The organism is Pediococcus sp. (genome assembly GCF_003533255.1).
Taxonomy (GTDB): Bacteria; Bacillota; Bacilli; order Lactobacillales; family Lactobacillaceae; genus Pediococcus; species Pediococcus parvulus.
Genome location: NZ_DOEM01000033.1, coordinates 60,931 through 78,166 on the forward strand (window position 1 = coordinate 60,931; position 17,236 = coordinate 78,166).

17 protein-coding genes and 1 pseudogene are annotated in these 17,236 nt (G+C 37.8%); 13 read left to right on the top strand and 5 right to left on the bottom strand.

The window, feature by feature from the left end; genetic code table 11:
• The first annotated feature begins 60 nt into the window (after nt 1-60).
• Together DD627_RS07940 and DD627_RS07945 are read left to right on the top strand one after the other, a co-directional pair.
• On the top strand, nt 61-1,722 hold the full coding sequence (locus DD627_RS07940) for a glycoside hydrolase family 13 protein (RefSeq protein WP_260275063.1): 1,662 nt from the start codon (nt 61-63) through the stop codon (nt 1,720-1,722).
• A gap of 94 nt (nt 1,723-1,816) precedes the next feature.
• A complete protein-coding gene (locus DD627_RS07945; protein ID WP_057783993.1) occupies nt 1,817-2,344 on the top strand; it encodes a hypothetical protein in 528 nt (175 codons plus the stop codon).
• Between the two features lie 355 nt (nt 2,345-2,699).
• On the opposite strand, the gene DD627_RS07950 is transcribed toward DD627_RS07945, so the two are convergent.
• Together DD627_RS07950 and DD627_RS07955 are read right to left on the bottom strand one after the other, a co-directional pair.
• On the bottom strand, nt 2,700-3,143 hold the full coding sequence (locus DD627_RS07950) for a hypothetical protein (protein ID WP_260275064.1): 444 nt from the start codon (nt 3,141-3,143) through the stop codon (nt 2,700-2,702).
• A 386-nt stretch (nt 3,144-3,529) separates the two neighbouring features.
• Complete coding sequence (locus tag DD627_RS07955) at nt 3,530-4,510, bottom strand: ROK family protein (protein ID WP_068805774.1); 981 nt, start codon at nt 4,508-4,510, stop codon at nt 3,530-3,532.
• 241 nt (nt 4,511-4,751) lie between these two features.
• Here DD627_RS07955 and DD627_RS07960 point away from each other — a divergent pair, with 241 nt between their 5' ends.
• The 3 genes and pseudogenes from DD627_RS07960 (at nt 4,752) to DD627_RS07970 (ending at nt 7,815) form a co-directional block, all read left to right on the top strand.
• Nucleotides 4,752-5,627, top strand: a complete 876-nt coding sequence (locus DD627_RS07960; RefSeq protein WP_057783987.1) for a DegV family protein — start codon at nt 4,752-4,754, stop codon at nt 5,625-5,627.
• 145 nt (nt 5,628-5,772) lie between these two features.
• Nucleotides 5,773-6,501, top strand: coding sequence for a gamma-glutamyl-gamma-aminobutyrate hydrolase family protein (locus DD627_RS07965; protein ID WP_068805777.1), 729 nt, complete (start codon nt 5,773-5,775; stop codon nt 6,499-6,501).
• A gap of 23 nt (nt 6,502-6,524) precedes the next feature.
• Nucleotides 6,525-7,815, top strand: a pseudogene (locus tag DD627_RS07970) (APC family permease).
• Nucleotides 7,816-7,900: 85 nt separating this feature from the next.
• Here the strand turns inward: DD627_RS07970 and DD627_RS07975 are convergent.
• Nucleotides 7,901-8,743 carry an aldo/keto reductase gene (locus tag DD627_RS07975; protein WP_260275065.1) on the bottom strand — a complete coding sequence of 281 codons (843 nt, stop codon included), beginning with the start codon at nt 8,741-8,743 and terminating at the stop codon, nt 7,901-7,903.
• Between the two features lie 143 nt (nt 8,744-8,886).
• On the opposite strand from DD627_RS07975, the gene DD627_RS07980 reads away from it, so the two are divergent.
• Together DD627_RS07980 and DD627_RS07985 are read left to right on the top strand one after the other, a co-directional pair.
• Nucleotides 8,887-9,753, top strand: coding sequence for an aldo/keto reductase (locus DD627_RS07980; protein WP_057783980.1), 867 nt, complete (start codon nt 8,887-8,889; stop codon nt 9,751-9,753).
• Between the two features lie 198 nt (nt 9,754-9,951).
• Entirely contained in the window at nt 9,952-10,206 is a 255-nt protein-coding gene (locus DD627_RS07985) for a GlsB/YeaQ/YmgE family stress response membrane protein (RefSeq protein WP_057783977.1), read from the top strand.
• Between the two features lie 220 nt (nt 10,207-10,426).
• On the opposite strand, the gene pnuC is transcribed toward DD627_RS07985, so the two are convergent.
• Nucleotides 10,427-11,194 carry a nicotinamide riboside transporter PnuC gene (pnuC, locus tag DD627_RS07990; RefSeq protein ID WP_260266798.1) on the bottom strand — a complete coding sequence of 256 codons (768 nt, stop codon included), beginning with the start codon at nt 11,192-11,194 and terminating at the stop codon, nt 10,427-10,429.
• 223 nt (nt 11,195-11,417) lie between these two features.
• Here pnuC and DD627_RS07995 point away from each other — a divergent pair, with 223 nt between their 5' ends.
• Nucleotides 11,418-12,437: a YdcF family protein gene (locus tag DD627_RS07995; protein ID WP_260275066.1), complete on the top strand. Its 1,020-nt coding sequence runs from the start codon at nt 11,418-11,420 to the stop codon at nt 12,435-12,437.
• Between the two features lie 45 nt (nt 12,438-12,482).
• On the top strand, nt 12,483-13,406 hold the full coding sequence (locus DD627_RS08000; protein ID WP_057783968.1) for a tetratricopeptide repeat protein: 924 nt from the start codon (nt 12,483-12,485) through the stop codon (nt 13,404-13,406).
• Nucleotides 13,407-13,587: 181 nt separating this feature from the next.
• On the opposite strand, the gene DD627_RS08005 is transcribed toward DD627_RS08000, so the two are convergent.
• Nucleotides 13,588-14,529 (bottom strand): magnesium transporter CorA family protein, encoded by a 942-nt coding sequence (locus tag DD627_RS08005; protein WP_375710199.1) that lies wholly within the window; start codon nt 14,527-14,529, stop codon nt 13,588-13,590.
• 303 nt (nt 14,530-14,832) lie between these two features.
• On the opposite strand from DD627_RS08005, the gene DD627_RS08010 reads away from it, so the two are divergent.
• Genes DD627_RS08010 through DD627_RS08025 form a run of 4 tightly spaced genes read left to right on the top strand, consistent with a single transcriptional unit; the run spans nt 14,833 to nt 17,102 of the window.
• Nucleotides 14,833-15,726 carry an SDR family oxidoreductase gene (locus tag DD627_RS08010; protein ID WP_068805787.1) on the top strand — a complete coding sequence of 298 codons (894 nt, stop codon included), beginning with the start codon at nt 14,833-14,835 and terminating at the stop codon, nt 15,724-15,726.
• A gap of 12 nt (nt 15,727-15,738) precedes the next feature.
• Nucleotides 15,739-16,305 (top strand): alkaline shock response membrane anchor protein AmaP, encoded by a 567-nt coding sequence (amaP, locus tag DD627_RS08015; RefSeq protein ID WP_260275068.1) that lies wholly within the window; start codon nt 15,739-15,741, stop codon nt 16,303-16,305.
• Nucleotides 16,306-16,315: 10 nt separating this feature from the next.
• On the top strand, nt 16,316-16,510 hold the full coding sequence (locus DD627_RS08020) for a DUF2273 domain-containing protein (protein ID WP_057783960.1): 195 nt from the start codon (nt 16,316-16,318) through the stop codon (nt 16,508-16,510).
• Nucleotides 16,511-16,559: 49 nt separating this feature from the next.
• On the top strand, nt 16,560-17,102 hold the full coding sequence (locus tag DD627_RS08025) for an Asp23/Gls24 family envelope stress response protein (protein WP_147206748.1): 543 nt from the start codon (nt 16,560-16,562) through the stop codon (nt 17,100-17,102).
• Nucleotides 17,103-17,236: the final 134 nt, after the last annotated feature.

Genomic DNA, 17,236 nt, shown 5'->3' on the forward strand with positions numbered 1-17,236 from the left:
CCGTGACAAGGCATAATGAAGATATAAGATATTTTAGATTTTTGGATGGGAGTTTTGTTTATGGAAAAACATTGGTGGCAAGAAGCAGTTGTCTATCAGGTTTATCCGCGGAGTTTTCAAGACACGAATAATGATGGTATCGGGGATTTAAATGGTGTCATTGAACATTTAGATTACATTAAAAAACTTGGTGCAGATGTCATTTGGTTAAATCCAATTTATAAATCACCTAACGATGATAATGGTTATGACATTGCGGACTATAAAAAAATTATGTCAGAGTTTGGTAACATGGCGGACTTTGATCGTCTGTTAGAACAAGCTCACAAGAAAAAATTGAAGATAATGATGGATTTAGTTGTTAATCATACTTCGGATGAGCATCATTGGTTTGCGGAAAGTCGTAAAGATCGCTTGAATGATTATCGCGATTATTATATTTGGCGTGATCCCAAAAATGATCAGGAACCAAATAACTGGCAAAGTGCATTTGGTGGTTCAGCTTGGCAGTTTGATGAAAAAACAGGTCAATATTATTTACATCTGTTTTCAAAAAAACAACCAGATCTTAACTGGGATAATGTTAATGTACGGCATTCTGTGTTTGATATTATGCGCTTTTGGTTAGATAAAGGCGTGGATGGATTCCGAATGGATGTCATTAATTTGATTTCTAAACCTGAGGGTCTACCTGATGTTGAAGTTGATGGTCAAGCCAATTTGGCTGCCAATGGACCGCACGTTCACGATTATTTGAAAGAAATGAATCAAGAGGTTTTGTCATACTACGACGTGATGACTGTGGGTGAAACGCCAAATGCCTCTACACGAGATGCAATTCGATATACAGGGTTCGATAGCCATGAGCTAGAAATGGTTTTTCAGTTTGAACATATGGGCCTTGATGGCAATGAGAATCCGTTGATCGGCAAATGGAGTACTAATCGGGTAAAGTTGACCGACCTAAAGCAAGTGATGTCTAAGTGGCAAACAGATCTAAATGGTAAGGCATGGAATGCTTTGTACTGGAATAATCATGATCAGCCACGAGCAGTTTCACGTTTTGGCAATGATCAAGAGAAATTTCGCGTTGTCTCGGCTAAGATGCTTGGAGCAACCTTGCATTTTATGCAGGGCACACCCTATATTTATCAAGGCGAAGAGTTAGGAATGACCAATGCTAATTTCAAATTGTTAGAACAGTATAAGGATATTGAGAGTTTAAATGCCTATCACGAACTGGTCGATCAAAAAAAGTTGGTGACTTCCCACCAGATGTTACAATATTTGAAACACTCGTCACGAGATAATGCACGTACACCAATGCAATGGAATACTTCGAAGAATGCTGGGTTCAGTAAAGCAACCCCATGGCTTGCGGTTAATCCTAATTATGATGAAATTAATGCCAAACAAGCAGTTGACGATGAGAATTCAGTTTTTAATTTCTATCGGCGAATGAATCAACTGCGTAAACAGTATGATGTAATTGTTTATGGGGATTATCAGTTGTTAGATCCAGATGATGACCAAGTTTGGGCATATACCCGTCATTTAGACACACAAGATCTATTAGTTATTAGTAATTTCACAGAAAGAACCGTACAGCGGTGGTATGATTTGAGCCAGCAAAGTAATAAATTGAAGCTTTTGGGGAATTATGCTGACGATCAAAACGAGACCTTACGCCCTTATGAGTGCAAAGTGTACTTGATTCAGTAAGTGATTAAAACTTGTAACATGCATTTATGATGAATAGTTGTATAATGGATTTTATGAACAAAAATCGCTGAATAATCAGTGTGGGAGGTTTAGTATGCTTTACCAATATCCAACATTAGCCAAAATCAATGAAACAGGAAACGCAATTCGGGTTAACGAAAATAGTGTCATTCAAAGTTTGCCAAATATGTCAGGGGTCGATTATTTTGTCAAAAGTAAGGATCAACATGACTATTATGTTTTTATTGATCGCGGTGAGCAGGGTGGAGCAGTTATTCATACCGATAATTACAGCGATTTAGGCTTTTTCTTAATCGAAACACCATTGTCTGATTTTGATCTAGACATTAATCCAGAAACAAGTTTAGTGGAAATGTACGATGGAGCTGGTGTTGTCACGGATTTTACGGATGCGGTTGAAAAAGATGAAATCAAAAAAATGCTTGATGAATACCAAAATGCTTCGGATGAAGAATTAGAAGCAAGTGATGTCTATAAAGAGCTAGATAAATATGTGAGTCGTTATCTGGAACTTGACGAAACGACGGAAAAACATGTCAATTTGGCTATAATTCGAATTGCAATCTTGAGTATTAGTCAACAAAGTGCAACGGAGCAGTAAAGTAAAGAGAGTAGAAAAAAGGACGGTTAGATTCTGAGCATAGCCTAGACTAACGAATGATCCATACTTTGGATCGTTCATTAGGCGTAGCTAAGCGAAAAAATCTAACTGCCTTTTTTACATTTTAGAAATAATATTCGGCCTCTTCTTATTTATTACCACCAAATAAAAATTAATAAATTTTCAATTAAAATCTGTTTTAAGGTTTTTCGTATTTTATGGCCGTCAGGGGTGAAATTGTTAAGAACATAGCTAGCCTTATGGTCGTTATTCTTGAAATAAAAAACAATTTTTTCTGAGGGCGTATCGGTGGTTTGCCAGTAAAACGGTAATGCACCAATAGAAGGCAGTACGTCTAAAAAAGTAAATTTATGTGGAAATCTTTTTTTAAGAAACTTTGAATTGCATGGGCGTTATAGTTGGTTGCCCGCTGGAAGCCAAATTTGCCTTCTTGAATGTGGGAAATGTGTTCCCACTGATTTTGAACATCTACAGGGAGGGCAGCAAGCGTATCGGTCCATGATCCGGTTTTCGGATCTTGTTTAAGGATAAGATTCTCGTGGGGATTTAATTCATAGGCATAGCCGATTTGTAAAAGACGGCTATTTTTCTGAACCTGCCGGAATAAGTTTCGAATTCCGACTTCCCGAATGATTTTTTCTATGACTTCATAAATGGTGGCTAGTTCCCAGACTGTTAAACACCAATATACAATTGAACCAGGGTTGAAAGAAAAAGGAATTAAAAGCATGGGGATAATCTGATACAGCCAAACGTGGAACAACGGCATAATCGACATATGGATACTTAACGCAAAGAGACCGAACGATAAAACGCCGGCAAAATAGGTTATTAAACCAAGCTAAGTGATTATTCGAGGAATCAATGCGTAGTTTACAAATAGGGCATGTTTGAAAATCTTAAAATTTTTAAAGTTAGTTTGAAAGCTTTGCAGCAGTTCTGGTACTGTATTGGGATTCTTCATGCAGGTGTTCCTCCGTAAAATGGATAGGTTAAGGTTGATAACATTTTCTAGTACATCACTAAACATATTTTGTACACAAGTTTACCATACATATGTTAAAACCAATAGTTTGATTAAAAAAGTGATTAAGACGAAATTATGAGCTTTTGAAGCTAAGCCATTTCATACTTAATCACTTTTTAGTTTATTGAAGACCCGTATTAATTGGATTGGGAAGGATCGTCCTGTGGTTTACTTTCAAAATCAGGGATGAGATGCTCATCGTCTAAATGGAGAAGAAGATTGTAAAGTGCACCATACAAACTTGCATCGTTCTTAAAATAGGCCGAATAGATTTCTGGAACAGACAAAGTTTTGCGCAGTAACGTATTGTCATCTCTAAGTAATTGTAATTGATGTTTTATTTCCGGCACGAGGATACTTTCTGCACTGATACCACCGCCAATGACATATCTGCTTAAATCAAGGACAGCTTGAGTATTGATAATCATATAGGCAATTCTGCGGCAGTACTGGTCGAAAATTTTTCGTGCGGCGGGTTCGCCATTTTCAATTGCTTTGAAAACACGCATCCCATCGTTATGATCAGTAAAGTCCAATACAGTTGCAATATTATTAATCATTCTTACTGCTGAACCTGCATTAAACATTAAATTATCAGCATCATCTGCTGCACCGTTAATTTGCGAGAGCATAAAACTTAGGTCACCACCCTGAGCATTAGATCCATACCAAAGGTGACCATTTAGAATGATGCCACCGTCCACAGTGGTTCCCAAGATAATTGCGGCACCATTTTTGATTTCTTTTAAATTACCTAGCCAGAGTTCTGCTAGGGCGGCTGCTTTACCACTGTTTTCCATGGTCACCGGCAAGTCATACCGGCGATTAATAATTTTACTTAAACTAAGGCCGTGTAACATTGGGAGGGCGCCGCCGTGATAAATAATTTGTTCTTTTTGATCAATACGGCCAGGTACACTAAAAGCGACCCCCCTGATATGTGGAAGGACTTCGTTAATTACGCCATATAATTTTTTTAAAAAACTATCCACACTATCGCGCGGTGTACTAAACTGGGACTTAACTTTTAAATTACCACTATGATCAATTAGCGCATATTTCGTATATGTTGCGCCAATATCGATAGTTAGGTAATCTTTTCCCGGATTGTAATTCATTACGTTTTTCCCTTCCTTAACTCAATAAAGCTATTATAGCGCAATTGACAGCGATATCACAATTCGAGTTTTGAGAGTGTGATTTTCTAATAGATGAACCCAATAATTTGTTACAGAAGTGACCAATTTTTTTATAATGTAAATTTTGTCAGGAAAAATACTTCCTAATTCCATGGATTTGATTTGCTATTCTGACGTAAGTCTTTATACTAAAAGGTATCCAAACAACGAGGAGAAATGTATGAAAACAGCAATTGTAACGGATAGTTCTGCCTACCTTTCTGACCAACAAGTTCGTGAAAATGACATCATTGTGGTACCAATCACGGTTATTTTTGGGCAAGAAACTTTTTTGGAGAATATTGATATTGATGATCAGTTGTTCCATGAAAAGCTCCAGACTTCCGGTTTGATGCCCTCCACAACTCAAATCACGTTAGGACAAATGCAAGAAGTTTTCGATAAATTGATTGCCGAAAATTACGATGAGGTGATTTGTATCCATCTATCTAGTGGCATTACAAGTTTCATCGAAAACCTAACGGAATATGCAAAAGGTATTACAGAAATTAATGTCCTCCCGTTTGATTCGCGTATGACTAGTCAAGGTGAAGCTAACATGGTCTTGTTGGCTGCCAAATTACGTCGAGAGGGGAAAACTGGTACGGAAATTATTCCTTATTTGAAACACCTTCGTGAGACAACTAAGGTTGATTTTATGGTGGATAATTTAAGCTTTTTGATGCGTTCAGGACGGATCACCAACCGCTCGGCCATTATGGGAAACTTGTTAAGAATTAAGCCAATTTTAGATATGGATGAAAAGGGACGTATTGTGATTCAAAGTAAGGAACGCACACGGAAACGTGCACTTCAAAAAGTTTTGGATAATCTACATTCTGATTTGGACCGTGGTGAAGATGAGTATCGTGTTTCCATTATTTACGGAGTAGACCATGATTTAAGTGCCAAATGGGAAGAGACCATTCAACAAGAGTTTCCAGCAGCTAAGTTTGAGAGTAATCAATTGGGGCCCGTAATTATGTCCCACACCGGTGAAGAAATCGTTGGTGTCATCTGGGGTAAAGATTGGGAAAAAATTAAGATTGACGAATAAAGTAGAACTTTGGCTCCTATTTCTACACATTTTAAAATAGTTTATTGAAGTTAAGGCTACTTTTTTGATTTAAACTTGAGAAACTTCTAGAAAAATGGTATATTGTTAAAATTAAATTAAAAAATGAGAAAGAAGTGTTAGTTACATGAAACCAGTTATTGCAATTACTGCAGATGTGAGGGTGGCTGATTCAGAAGTTATTAACGAACGCCGGGCTGACTTTGCTCCTCGTGGTGCAGTAGACGCAGTTTTAGCAGCGGGTGGCCTCCCGATCGTTTTACCTTATACTGCTCCTGAGTTATCGGAAGAACTTGTGAACACGTTTGATGGTTTGTTAATTCCGGGTGGTCCAGATGTGGATCCTACCTTCTTTGGTGAAGAGCCGATTCCTGAAATTGGTCGAACTTATTATAAGCGTGATGCATTTGAAATTGCACTTGTCAAAGCAACAATGGCTGCCAAAAAGCCGATTTTTGGAATCTGTCGAGGAATTCAAGTGATTAATATTGCCATGGGCGGCACAGTTTTCCAAGATTTAGGTGTGCAAGATCCAAGTTGTCGAATCCGACATGCGCAGGCGGCTCCCGGTGAATTTCCAACGCACCATGTGGTCATTGAACCTCATAGTTATGTGCGATCAATTCTCAAAACAGATCGCAGTTATGTAAATTCACGGCATCATCAGGCTGTGCGGAAAGTTGCAGTCGGATTAACCGTTTCTGCACAAAGTGATGATCAAGTGATTGAAGCTGTTGAGTCTACACAAAATAGTGAAATAGTAGCAGTTCAATGGCATCCCGAAAATATGTGGCAAGAATTTCCAGACCAACTAGAGTTTTTTAAAGATTTGGTTAAACGTAGCCAACACAATTAAAGCGCGCGAAAGTGAGGATACCTATGCATATTGAAACAGAAAAACAAAAGATGGGTTTTTGGAGTATTGTCCTGTTAGGGATTAATGGGATTATTGGTTCAGGAATTTTTCTACTTCCAAATCAAGCGATGAAACTGATGGGAACCGCAAGTATCGGTGTTTTTATTTTTGATGCTTTACTTGTGACAAGTATTACCGTTTGTTTTGCAGAATGTGCTTCCTTGTTTGAAGTAAATGGGGGTCCATACATATACGCTAAAGCAGCCTTTGGTGAATTTGTAGGTTATGAGGTCGGTTTTGTGACTTGGGCAATTCGCATGATTGCTGAGGCGACAATGGCGGTTGCGTTTACGACTGCGTTAGGCGGGATTGTACCAGGTTGGAATACCCCCCCTGATTAAAAATATTATTGTGACCGTAGTGATTGTGAGTTTGGCACTGATGAATATTTCTGGTGTCACCCTTTCAAAAATCGTGAATAACATTGTGACAATTGCGAAATTATTACCCTTGCTGTTGTTTGTTTTGATTGGATTCTTTGCAATTAATGGTAACAATTTTACACCGTTGTTTCCTGGGGGAACTTATCATAGTGGTGCATTTGCTGCAGCAGCAGTTTTACTGTTTTACGCCTTTACTGGATTTGAAGGCTTAGTGGTAGCTGCCGGTGATATGCGAAAACCAGAGAAGAATTTGCCACGTGCTATTTTACTGGTCATTGTGATTGTAACCGTGTTTTATATTTTGTTACAAGTTGTGTCGATTGGAATTTTAGGACAACACCTAAGCGCGTCAACGGCACCAATTCAAGAAGCATTTGGTAAAATTGCTGGTAATTTTGGAACTAGTCTGGTGGCTGCCGGGACAATCATCTCAATTGGTGGTATCTGTGTGGCATCTTCATTTATTACACCTCGTTCAGGAGTAGCAATGGCAGAAAACGGTATTATGCCGGCAATTGTTGGTCGGCGTAATAAAAAGAATGCCCCATACGTGGCCATTCTTGTGTCGGCAACAATATCACTACTGATTGCTTGGTCTGGAACGTTCGAAACTTTAGCTCAAATTAGCGTGGTTTCGCGTTTTGCTCAGTATATTCCAACTTGTTTGGCGGTTATTGTGTTTCGTTATACGCGGGCACAGGAACTACGAACGTTCAAAATTCCTGGAGGTTGGTTAATTCCAATCATCGCAATTTTGGTCAGTGTGTGGTTGCTGATTCAGGTTGATGTGTCACAATTGTTATTTGGTTTTGGGGCCCTGGTGATTGCTGTACCATTCTATTGGATTATGAAAAAACATGCAAAAGCATAAATAAAAGAGAATGACAAATAAGGCGCATTAGATTCTGACGTAACTCAGTACACAGAATCTAATGTGTCTTATTTTCCATTTATATTTAAAATTCTTCATAAACTGCTGGATCTTGGTTCTTAACACGGCCGTCTGGACGGTCCAAATTCGTGATGGCTTCCATTTCTTCTGGCGTTAACTCAAAATCAAAGATTTGTAAGTTTTCTCTTTGACGGACGGTTGAACTTGATTTTGGAATGGGCATAACACCTATCTGAGTTTCCCAGCGTAAGATTATTTGACCAACGGATTTCTTATGGGCATCAGCAATTTTTTTGATTGTGGAATCTTGCAGTACAGAACTTGCTCGACCAAGAGGGCTCCAAGCTTCAGTTGCGATATGATGATCTGCATCGTATTCACGTTGAGGTGCCTGTGAGAAATAGGGATGCAATTCGACCTGATTGACGGCCGGTGTTACGCCGGTTTCATCAATCAAACGATCAATATGTTCTGGTAAAAAATTAGAAACGCCGATTGAACGAACTAACCCCCATTTTTGGGCATCAATTAAAGCTTTCCATGCTTCCACATAATGATCTTCTTTTGGATTTGGCCAGTGAATTAGGTAAAGGTCGAAATATTTTAACCCGGTTTGGTAAAGTGATTCTTGAATGTTAGTTAAAGCTTCGTCGTATTGGTGATGACGTCCTGGTAATTTTGATGTAATCATGATCTGAGAGCGCGGAATATCACTTTGTCGAATGGCCTCACCAAGTGCGCCATGGTTCTCGTAATTATAAGCTGAGTCCAAAGCACGATAGCCATTATCAAGTGCACTGCGAATAGCACTTACACCAGTTGCCCCATTTAATTTATAAGTTCCAAAGCCTACTTGTGGAAAAACGGCCCCATCATTAAGCTTGATTTGTGGAATTTGATGACTCATTATTGACATCTCCTAGAATTTAAAATAGTTGACATTAGACTTGAACGGTTAAACAATGAAAACGTTCTATAGTTTTAGGATAAGCTAAATTTAGCTTTCATGCAAAAATAGCCTATCAATTTAAAGAAAGATTAGGTGAAATAATGACTGAAGTAAATGCAAACAAGGTGGGAACACTGACACTTGGAGAAAAAACGTTTAGTCGCTTAGGATATGGTGCAATGCAACTACCCGGTAAGGGTGTTTGGGGGCCCTCAGAGAACCCTAAAAATGCTGTAATGGTTTTACAACGAGCAGTTGAACTAGGCGTGAATTTTATTGACACGGCAGATGCTTATGGACCGTTCACCTCTAACTTACTGATTCGGGATGCCTTTGCACCTTACAAGGGCGAATATAAAAATGTTTTTATTTCAACAAAAGTGGGTTTTACACGCCAAGGGCCTGATAAATGGATTCCAGTTGGTCGCCCTGAATATTTGCGACAAGAAGTTGAAATGAATTTACGCACATTGGGTGTAGATAGTATTGATCTGTTGTTTTTGCATCGAATCGACCCCAAAGTTTCAGTTGCGGATCAAATTGGTGAACTTGCCAAAATGCAGCAAGAAGGAAAAATTAAGCATATTGGTCTAAGTCAAGTTTCAATCAATCAGATTCAAGAAGCCAGCAAGTATGCCAAAATCGAAGCAGTACAAAATCTTTATAATGTTACTAATCGAAAAGACGAGAATGTTCTAGATTACTGTGAAACCCATCAAATTATTTTTGTTCCTTGGTTTCCTTTGGCAACTGGAGCTCTTGCTAAACCAGGATCAGTTTTAGATGGGTTAGCCAAAAAGTATCAGGCAAGTCCTTCACAAATTGCCTTGGCTTGGTTATTAAAACGATCACCGGTGATATTGCCAATTCCAGGGACTTCCAATTTAGATCATTTGGAACAGAATGTGGCTGCAACAAATGTTAAATTAACAGATGAAGACGTTAAGGGAATTAATGACTTGAAATAAGATATTGATAAGTCGGTATCATAAGAAAATTATAATTACTACAATAAGCATTAAAGTTGTAAGAACCTTTAGAAATTTGCTATACTAACTGTGTAAACAAATCTTGTTTTTCTAAGAGGCGTTTATAGAGACAACTAAGTGATCACTAGTTGATTTTATGAGTAATACTCTAGACAAAACCAAAAGGAGTGAAGGACAATGTTTGGATGGCTATGGGCTTTAATTATTGGTGGAATTATCGGTGCGCTTGCAGGTGCGATTACAAGTAGAGATTTACCAGCAGGATGGATTGGTAATATTGTAGGAGGACTAGTGGGTGCTTGGTTAGGACAATCCCTTTTGGGAACATGGGGACCTCAGTTAGCAGGAATGGCATTAATTCCCTCGATAATTGGTGCAATTGTGGTTGTGCTAATCGTATCAGCAATTTTTGGAATGAGAAAAACAAAATAAAGAGTGAACGAATTGAAACGGTTAAACAGCTGCATTTAAGATCGATGGAAGCGGGATCGCGATCTCGCAGGAATCGGGGTTAAATGCGGCCGTTTGTTTCAATAAGTTGTCCTAATAAAGAGTGAACGAATTGAAACGGTTAAACAATCTTTTTTTGAGTAAGAAAACAAGCGTATTTCCAGCTTTTTGCTGAAAAATACGCTTGTTTTTGTATGTGGACTTAGGCGTGTGTCACGTCACCAACGGTTTCTTCTTTTTCGGAATAATTATTTTCTTCCTTAATAAGACGTGCACGTTCTTTTTTGTTGTACCATGGAGATGTTGTAAATGCTAAAACATCGTTAATAAGGTAGATTGAACTGTTTACAAACATGGCTAATGTAGCTGAGCCCTGACGGAATGAAATGAACCAAAGGACCATTTGTGCAATTCCTGAAGCAAACCACCAGAAGTATTGGTTGTTGAAACGGAGGAAGCAGATAACACCAGCTGTTAAACTAATTGAAAAACTGATGGCGTCAACCCATGGACGAGGATCATTAGTGAATGTACCGATTAGGTAACCAGAGACAAAGTAAACAACCACTGTTGAAGCTAATGCCACAAACCAAGTTTTACCAGTGAACTTACGAATCTTAGAAACCATGTTAACGTTCCAGTTTGCACTCATCAGAACTGGTAAATCAAGTGTAACAACGTAAGCCAACTGTTCTGCCATACTTAAATAATTTTTTGCTGCAAAACCTGTGATTATAAAACATAATGCAGATAATAATCCTAACCAACCATTAACTGATTTTGCGGCATTGATTGCTAAAATACATAAAACACCTAATGTGGTTCCAATAAATGTAGTAATTGTTAAAGCTGTAATTGGTGAATTCACCAAAGTCATGATTTGACAACCAAGACTGAAAAAGAATAAATAGTAGTTTTGTTGAGGCCAACCCTTTAATTGATGTGCCAAAAAGTGTAAATAATTAGACATTTGCTTATCTTCCTCTCTTGTTTCTATGTATACGGCCGTACACAATATGTTCCGATTTCAAAACCAAACAACACTATATATTGTATCTCGAAATTAAAAAAATGAAAGACTTGATTTTATCTTTTTTTTGCGGTATAGGAAAAGCTACAATTAAATAACGACATTAAAGTTTAAAAAATCTCGAAAGCATTCTAAAATGAAAATAGGAGAGGAAGTGACAAAGATGGACTTTAGTTATTGGGGCAGCATTTGTTTAGCAGTTTTTATCACGTTGTGGCTTACTGATCGGCGTCGATTTTTAAATGGTTATTTTTTGATTGCCGGGCTGATATGTTTTGTGATTGCAGTTTGGCAGTGGCTTGAAGTGACTCAGGCACCTTGGATGCAAGCTATGATGTTGATTACGAGCTTAGTCCTGACTGGAATTATTCCCATTGCTTTAGCCTTTTTTGCACTTGCCTGTGTGCTCTATAGTAGAAGACTTATTCGTTATTCGGGTTCACAACTTGGTTACGTCATGTTAGAAACTATTGGTTTTGTGATTTGGGGCATGCTTATTGTAACCCTACTAAATTCGCTATTTTTTCGTAGTCATCTTATATGGATGATACTTGGTATTTTATTTTTATGGATCGGCTATCTCATGGTTGGTTTTCTTTCATATGTGTTGTCTTCTTTGCTGGACGAATTGCCTATTCTGTATTCTGTGGATTTTATTGTGATTTTGGGAGCGGGTCTACTGGCAGATGGCAGTGTTTCGAGGATTCTCCAGCGACGCCTGGATAAAGGAATTGCAATATACAAACAGCAGCGAAAACGAGGGGCTCACCCGCAATTTGTGGTTTCGGGTGGACAGGGTTCCGATGAAATCATGCCAGAGAGTCGTGCTATGGGCAACTACTTGATAGAAAACGGTATTGCTAAATCTCAAATTATTCAAGAAAATGCTTCAACCTCTACTTATGAGAATTTATATAATTCAGAAATATTAATGACAAAGGAAAAGGTTTTTCATCGAGCCATTTTTGTTACAAACAGTTTTCACGTGTTTCGAGCTGGTGTTATTGCGAAACGATTGCATACAACAATGTCTGGAATTAGTGCGTCGACATCCATCCATTATCTTCCGTTTGCAGCTTTTAGAGAATATTTGGCTTTATTTATGATGTTTAAATGGACAAATGCTATGATTTTGGCTACCCTGACAATTAGCTATTTAATCTACTGGTTATTCGTTTATTAATTAACTTGTGGAACATGGTATAATGTCGTCAAGGAGGAGAAAATCATGACCTTACAATTAAATATTAAGAAGAGCTTAGTTGGGGTAGCTGCTGTTGTTATGCTGTTTTCTTTGGTTGCATGCAGTAATGGTGGACAAAGTGATGCAGCAAGTAGCTCGTCGTCTTCTGCCACTTCAACGCAGACCAACCAAAAAAAGGCCTCAGCTTTATTAAAAAAAGCCCAAAAGCAAATTGAAAATGGACAAACAAGTAATGCACTAGCAACGTTAAAAAAAGCGCAAAGCTTAAACAATAATGATAGTAAAGTAAGTGAATTACTTGCAAATGTTCAAAACTATTTAGCCGCCAAAGAGGCACTGAATAGTGGTGATACTGATTCTGCAAATTCTAGTTTGGCAAAAATGACGTCAGAAAAGACAAACGGGGATGCACTGACTTCACAAGCTAAAGATTTGAGCACCAAATCCGCTCAACTAAAAGAAGCAAATAGGTGGTATCAAAATGCATATGATGCTGTTTCAAATGGGTACTACGAAACAGCTAAAGCGGATTTGGCTAAATTAAATGCGTTGCCTTCATCAGTTAGAGGGATTAAAAACCTTCAAGAGCAAGGAAAAGCTTTAACGAATCAAATAAGTGTTGCAAGTAGTAGCTCGACTACATCTCAAAGTTCCAGCATGAATTCAAATAGCAATTCAAGCAGTTCAGGCGCGTCTCAAACTACTGGGAGTTTGACGGATGACCAGGTTGATAGTGTCATTACTTCATTCACGGGAACAGTGGGGATTACTAATCAGCGCGGACTTTCCTTTGGTGTGACGCAGATTGGTACGAACTACTACCAAGTTGAAGTACGTCAGAACAATTCTTCCAATACAGTAGGCAGTTTGACCGGTATTTACCGTTATAATACGCAAACAGGTAGTTATTCTAAGCTGAATACAATTACAGGTAATTATGAAAAATAATTAATATTGAAAATGTTTGATCTTTAAAAACAGGCCAGAGAAATTTTTTCTCTGGCCTGTTTTATTTGCAAACTTAAATAGCTAAAACACATTAAAATTGGCAAATCTTTTGGATCTTTTTTTGATCACATGAGTAATTTGTGCTTTGAACATACAGCGTATTAGATTGTTTGTGCATTTTCTATTTTGAATAATCTTTTTTCTTTAAATGAATTGCTGTAATTATTGTAAGAAGGGTTGCTAAACTCATAACAATGAGAAAACCAAACGACGAACTTTTACCAGGAATTCCACCTGTATTCATTCCCCAAATTCCAGAAATTAAAGCAGGAATCGAAATGACTAATCCCGCCGAATCTAGAAATTTCATTAAATGATTGAGATTATTATCCATCATGTCAGTAAACAGTCCACCAATAGTTTCCAGTAAGTCTCGATAAACGCGAACTAGTTTATTTGCATGGCGTTGACTGAGCTTGATGTCATAAATCAATGCTTCATCATTAATATTTGAAATGAACGCCTTTTCTTCCCATAACGAATCTAAGGTTTCGGCCTGATCCTGTAATGTGTGATCTAGATAGACAATCTTTCTTTCCGTGTCAGCTAAACGGAATAATTCTGAATTTTCTGTAGTTTTTCTTGCGGCCTGATCTAAATCATCAATTGTCTTTTTTATTTCCTGTAGTTCCTTAATAAAATGGGTATACGTGGTGAAAATGGCAAATGAAATTAGCAAATCTAAGTTTGTGATTTCCTGTCCCCTTTGTTCAACGAGATGTTCAATAAACTCTGAATTCTCACAGACATAAGTGATAAGTAACGAATCTGATATTACAAATGAGATAGGCTCTAATTGGAATTCAATATTTTCTTTAGTATTGGCAGAGAGATTAATAAGGACAAGAGAATAGCTATTATTCAAGTTTGTATCTTTAAGTTTTTCAAATCGAGAGACTTCTTCGGCTTGATTGGATCCGATAAAAATGTCATTTGGAAGATCAAATTGATCGATAGTTTTTTGAGTTTCTTCTTTGGTGGCATTTTTTAAAACTATCCAATTGATTTGTTTTGGATGGTTGGCTTTAGTGATACCTTTTTTTGAAATGTTGAAATTTAAAATCACTTCTATATCTCTCCTTTCAAGTTCAGTTTTACATGATGAATTCAAACATTTAATTGCGTTTATTTCTATTATGTCAGAAATCAGATGACGAGTTAAAAGGATATGCTTATTTTAATCATTAGAAATAGTTAAGCATCTTGCTTGAAAAACTAATCTGGTTTCGATATCCTAAAAGTATCAAAAGGAAATCTTATTTTAACAATAAGATGAGGGTGATCACTTTAAAATGGGGTTTCTAATATTGATAATGGGTTTACTAATTAGACCCAATATGACAGTTAAGAAGGGGGAAAGTAAGCTATGAAGGAACCAGATCTGAAAGATCCACGTTACTTGTATCATACTGACGGCTTTGAAAAGCAAGATCAAGAAACGCCGGCACTTCAGGCCAAGATGCAACCAGTACCTGACTGCGGCGAGACAAGTTATCGTGGTAATCACAAACTGGAGAATCGCCGTGTATTAATTACTGGTGGTGATTCGGGAATTGGTCGGGCAACAGCCATTGCGTTTGCTCGAGAAGGCGCAGATATTGCACTTCAATTTTTTCCAGGTGAAGAAAAGGATGCAAATGCTGTTGCAGAGTACGTAAAGGAGGCTGGTCGCCGTATTTTATTACTGCCAGCCGATTTACGTGAAGAAAGTACAGCAGCAAAACTTGTTCAAGATACTGTAGATGAATTTGGTGGGTTAGATACGCTAGTTTTGAATGCAGGTCAGCAAGTTTCTTGTTCAAATTTAGAGGATCTGTCTATGAAACAAGTAAACGACACTTTCCAAGTTAATATTCTTTCAATGTTTGCCTTGGCGCAAGCTGCGTTACCTCATTTACCGGCAGGAAGTAGTATCGTTACAACCACCTCTATTCAAGCTTTTAATCCTAGTAAACATTTAATGGATTATGCAGCAACGAAGGCAGCAATTGCAAACTTTACTATTAATTTAGCTAAACAAGCTGCCATTAAGGGAATACGTGTAAATGGTGTTGCTCCTGGTCCGATTTGGACACCTATTCAGCTAGATAAGGGTCAGCCAAAAGAGGCCTTGCCAAAATTTGGTCAGGATAGTTTGTTAAAGCGAGCAGGACAACCAGCCGAATTAGCTCCCGTGTATGTTTTCTTAGCTTCTAATGATGCAAGTTATGTCACAGCCCAAATTTATGGGGTAACGGGTGGAGAGGCGATCAATTTATAGGAGGGCAACTATATGAATAAATTTTTTAAAACAGTCCTCATTGTTTGTGCCTTACTCTTTATGGTATTGTGCTTGTTTGTCACATCCTTAACTTGGCCGGGGGAACAGCATTCCCGATTTTTAGTGAATATGAGAGATTTCTTTTTAACAAATTACTATGCTTATACCACAATGTTTTGGATTTCTGTAGTTGTCTTAGCTGCTTTTTTGATTGTTATCCTGATCATTCTTTTTTATCCCAAAGCAACGACAACTTTTACTTTAAAGGAAAATCGAGGCAAGTTGAGTGTGCACAGCCGGGCCATTGAAGGAATGGTACGTTCAATGCTCAATAAAGAGGACTTTATTGGATCACCTAAAGTGAAGGTTCAAACGTTAAATCGACGAATTACAGTAATTGTTAAAGGTGAAATCAAGAGAACTTCTGCTCTAGTTGATCATACTGAAGAATGGTCAAACAGAGTCCAGGATCGAATAAAAAATCTTGTGGGTGCTCATCATTCAGTTAAGGTTAATGTCAGACTAGAACGCTACCAATCAAGGGGAGCGGCTACTTCAAAAAACGTTCGCGTAGAGTAGGAGGTCGCAAATGAAAGCAATATTTGATGAATATAAACTCCCTATTATTGGGGGAGTGGTCGGACTGATTATTGCAGTTTTATTAGTTACGATTGGCTTTTTTCAAACCCTTTTGCTCATCATTATGGTGGGCGTAGGTACAGCAATTGGGCTGTATTTAGATAAAAGCCATCTGTTAGATGAATATTTGAATAACAAAGAATAAATAGGAGGAAACTAACATGAAAGAAAAAGAATTAATTCAACCAAACGGTATGACAGGAAGGGATCAAATGAATAAGAGATCTAATGCACAAACAAAACCGGATATTAATGGCGAACTTACTTACGATGATAAAGTTGTTCAAAAAATCGTTGGAATTGCTTTAGAGGAGATTGACGGTTTGTTGACTGTTGATGGTGGATTTTTCTCTAATATTAAAGATAAATTGGTCAATAGTGATGATGTGCGTTCAGGGATCAATGCTGAAGTTGGCAAAAAACAAGTTGCGATTGATATGGACATCGTTGCCGAATATGGTAAAGATATTGAAGATATTTTTGAACAGATGAAAGAAGTTATTACACGTGAAGTTAAAGATATGACTCATCTAGATGTCATTGAAGTTAATGTAAACGTGGTAGATGTTAAAACTCGTGAAGAGTATGAAGCGGATAGTGAGACTGTACAAGATAAGGTGAAAAACACTGCCGAAAAGACAGGTAACTTTGCTTCTAAGAAAACGGATCAAGCCAAGAATGCCATGGATAAAGGGCGTCGTAAAGCAGATGAAGCAAGAGAACCACGGGTTGAATAATTAAATAATAGGGTACTAAAGGTTGAAACTACAAAAACTTATCTTGTTGCTTGATACGAAAACGTGCATGGCAGCAAAATTAGATAAAATGCCGTCTCCAGCAAATTTGGGCTGGAACGTAGTGCGGGTTCTTG

Bases quoted from the DNA above. Each gene is read 5' to 3' on its own strand.
- DD627_RS08010 (WP_068805787.1), top strand. From the start codon at position 14,833: ATGAAGGAACCAGATCTGAAAGATCCACGTTACTTGTATCATACTGAC.
- DD627_RS07955 (WP_068805774.1), bottom strand. From the start codon at position 4,510: ATGAATTACAATCCGGGAAAAGATTACCTAACTATCGATATTGGCGCA.
- DD627_RS07975 (WP_260275065.1), bottom strand. From the start codon at position 8,743: ATGAGTCATCAAATTCCACAAATCAAGCTTAATGATGGGGCCGTTTTT.
- DD627_RS08000 (WP_057783968.1), top strand. From the start codon at position 12,483: ATGACCTTACAATTAAATATTAAGAAGAGCTTAGTTGGGGTAGCTGCT.
- DD627_RS07945 (WP_057783993.1), top strand. From the start codon at position 1,817: ATGCTTTACCAATATCCAACATTAGCCAAAATCAATGAAACAGGAAAC.
- DD627_RS07940 (WP_260275063.1), top strand. From the start codon at position 61: ATGGAAAAACATTGGTGGCAAGAAGCAGTTGTCTATCAGGTTTATCCG.
- DD627_RS07995 (WP_260275066.1), top strand. From the start codon at position 11,418: ATGGACTTTAGTTATTGGGGCAGCATTTGTTTAGCAGTTTTTATCACG.
- pnuC (WP_260266798.1), bottom strand. From the start codon at position 11,194: ATGTCTAATTATTTACACTTTTTGGCACATCAATTAAAGGGTTGGCCT.
- DD627_RS07960 (WP_057783987.1), top strand. From the start codon at position 4,752: ATGAAAACAGCAATTGTAACGGATAGTTCTGCCTACCTTTCTGACCAA.
- DD627_RS08020 (WP_057783960.1), top strand. From the start codon at position 16,316: ATGAAAGCAATATTTGATGAATATAAACTCCCTATTATTGGGGGAGTG.
- DD627_RS07950 (WP_260275064.1), bottom strand. From the start codon at position 3,143: ATGTCGATTATGCCGTTGTTCCACGTTTGGCTGTATCAGATTATCCCC.
- DD627_RS07985 (WP_057783977.1), top strand. From the start codon at position 9,952: ATGTTTGGATGGCTATGGGCTTTAATTATTGGTGGAATTATCGGTGCG.
- DD627_RS07980 (WP_057783980.1), top strand. From the start codon at position 8,887: ATGACTGAAGTAAATGCAAACAAGGTGGGAACACTGACACTTGGAGAA.
- DD627_RS07965 (WP_068805777.1), top strand. From the start codon at position 5,773: ATGAAACCAGTTATTGCAATTACTGCAGATGTGAGGGTGGCTGATTCA.
- DD627_RS08025 (WP_147206748.1), top strand. From the start codon at position 16,560: ATGACAGGAAGGGATCAAATGAATAAGAGATCTAATGCACAAACAAAA.
- amaP (WP_260275068.1), top strand. From the start codon at position 15,739: ATGAATAAATTTTTTAAAACAGTCCTCATTGTTTGTGCCTTACTCTTT.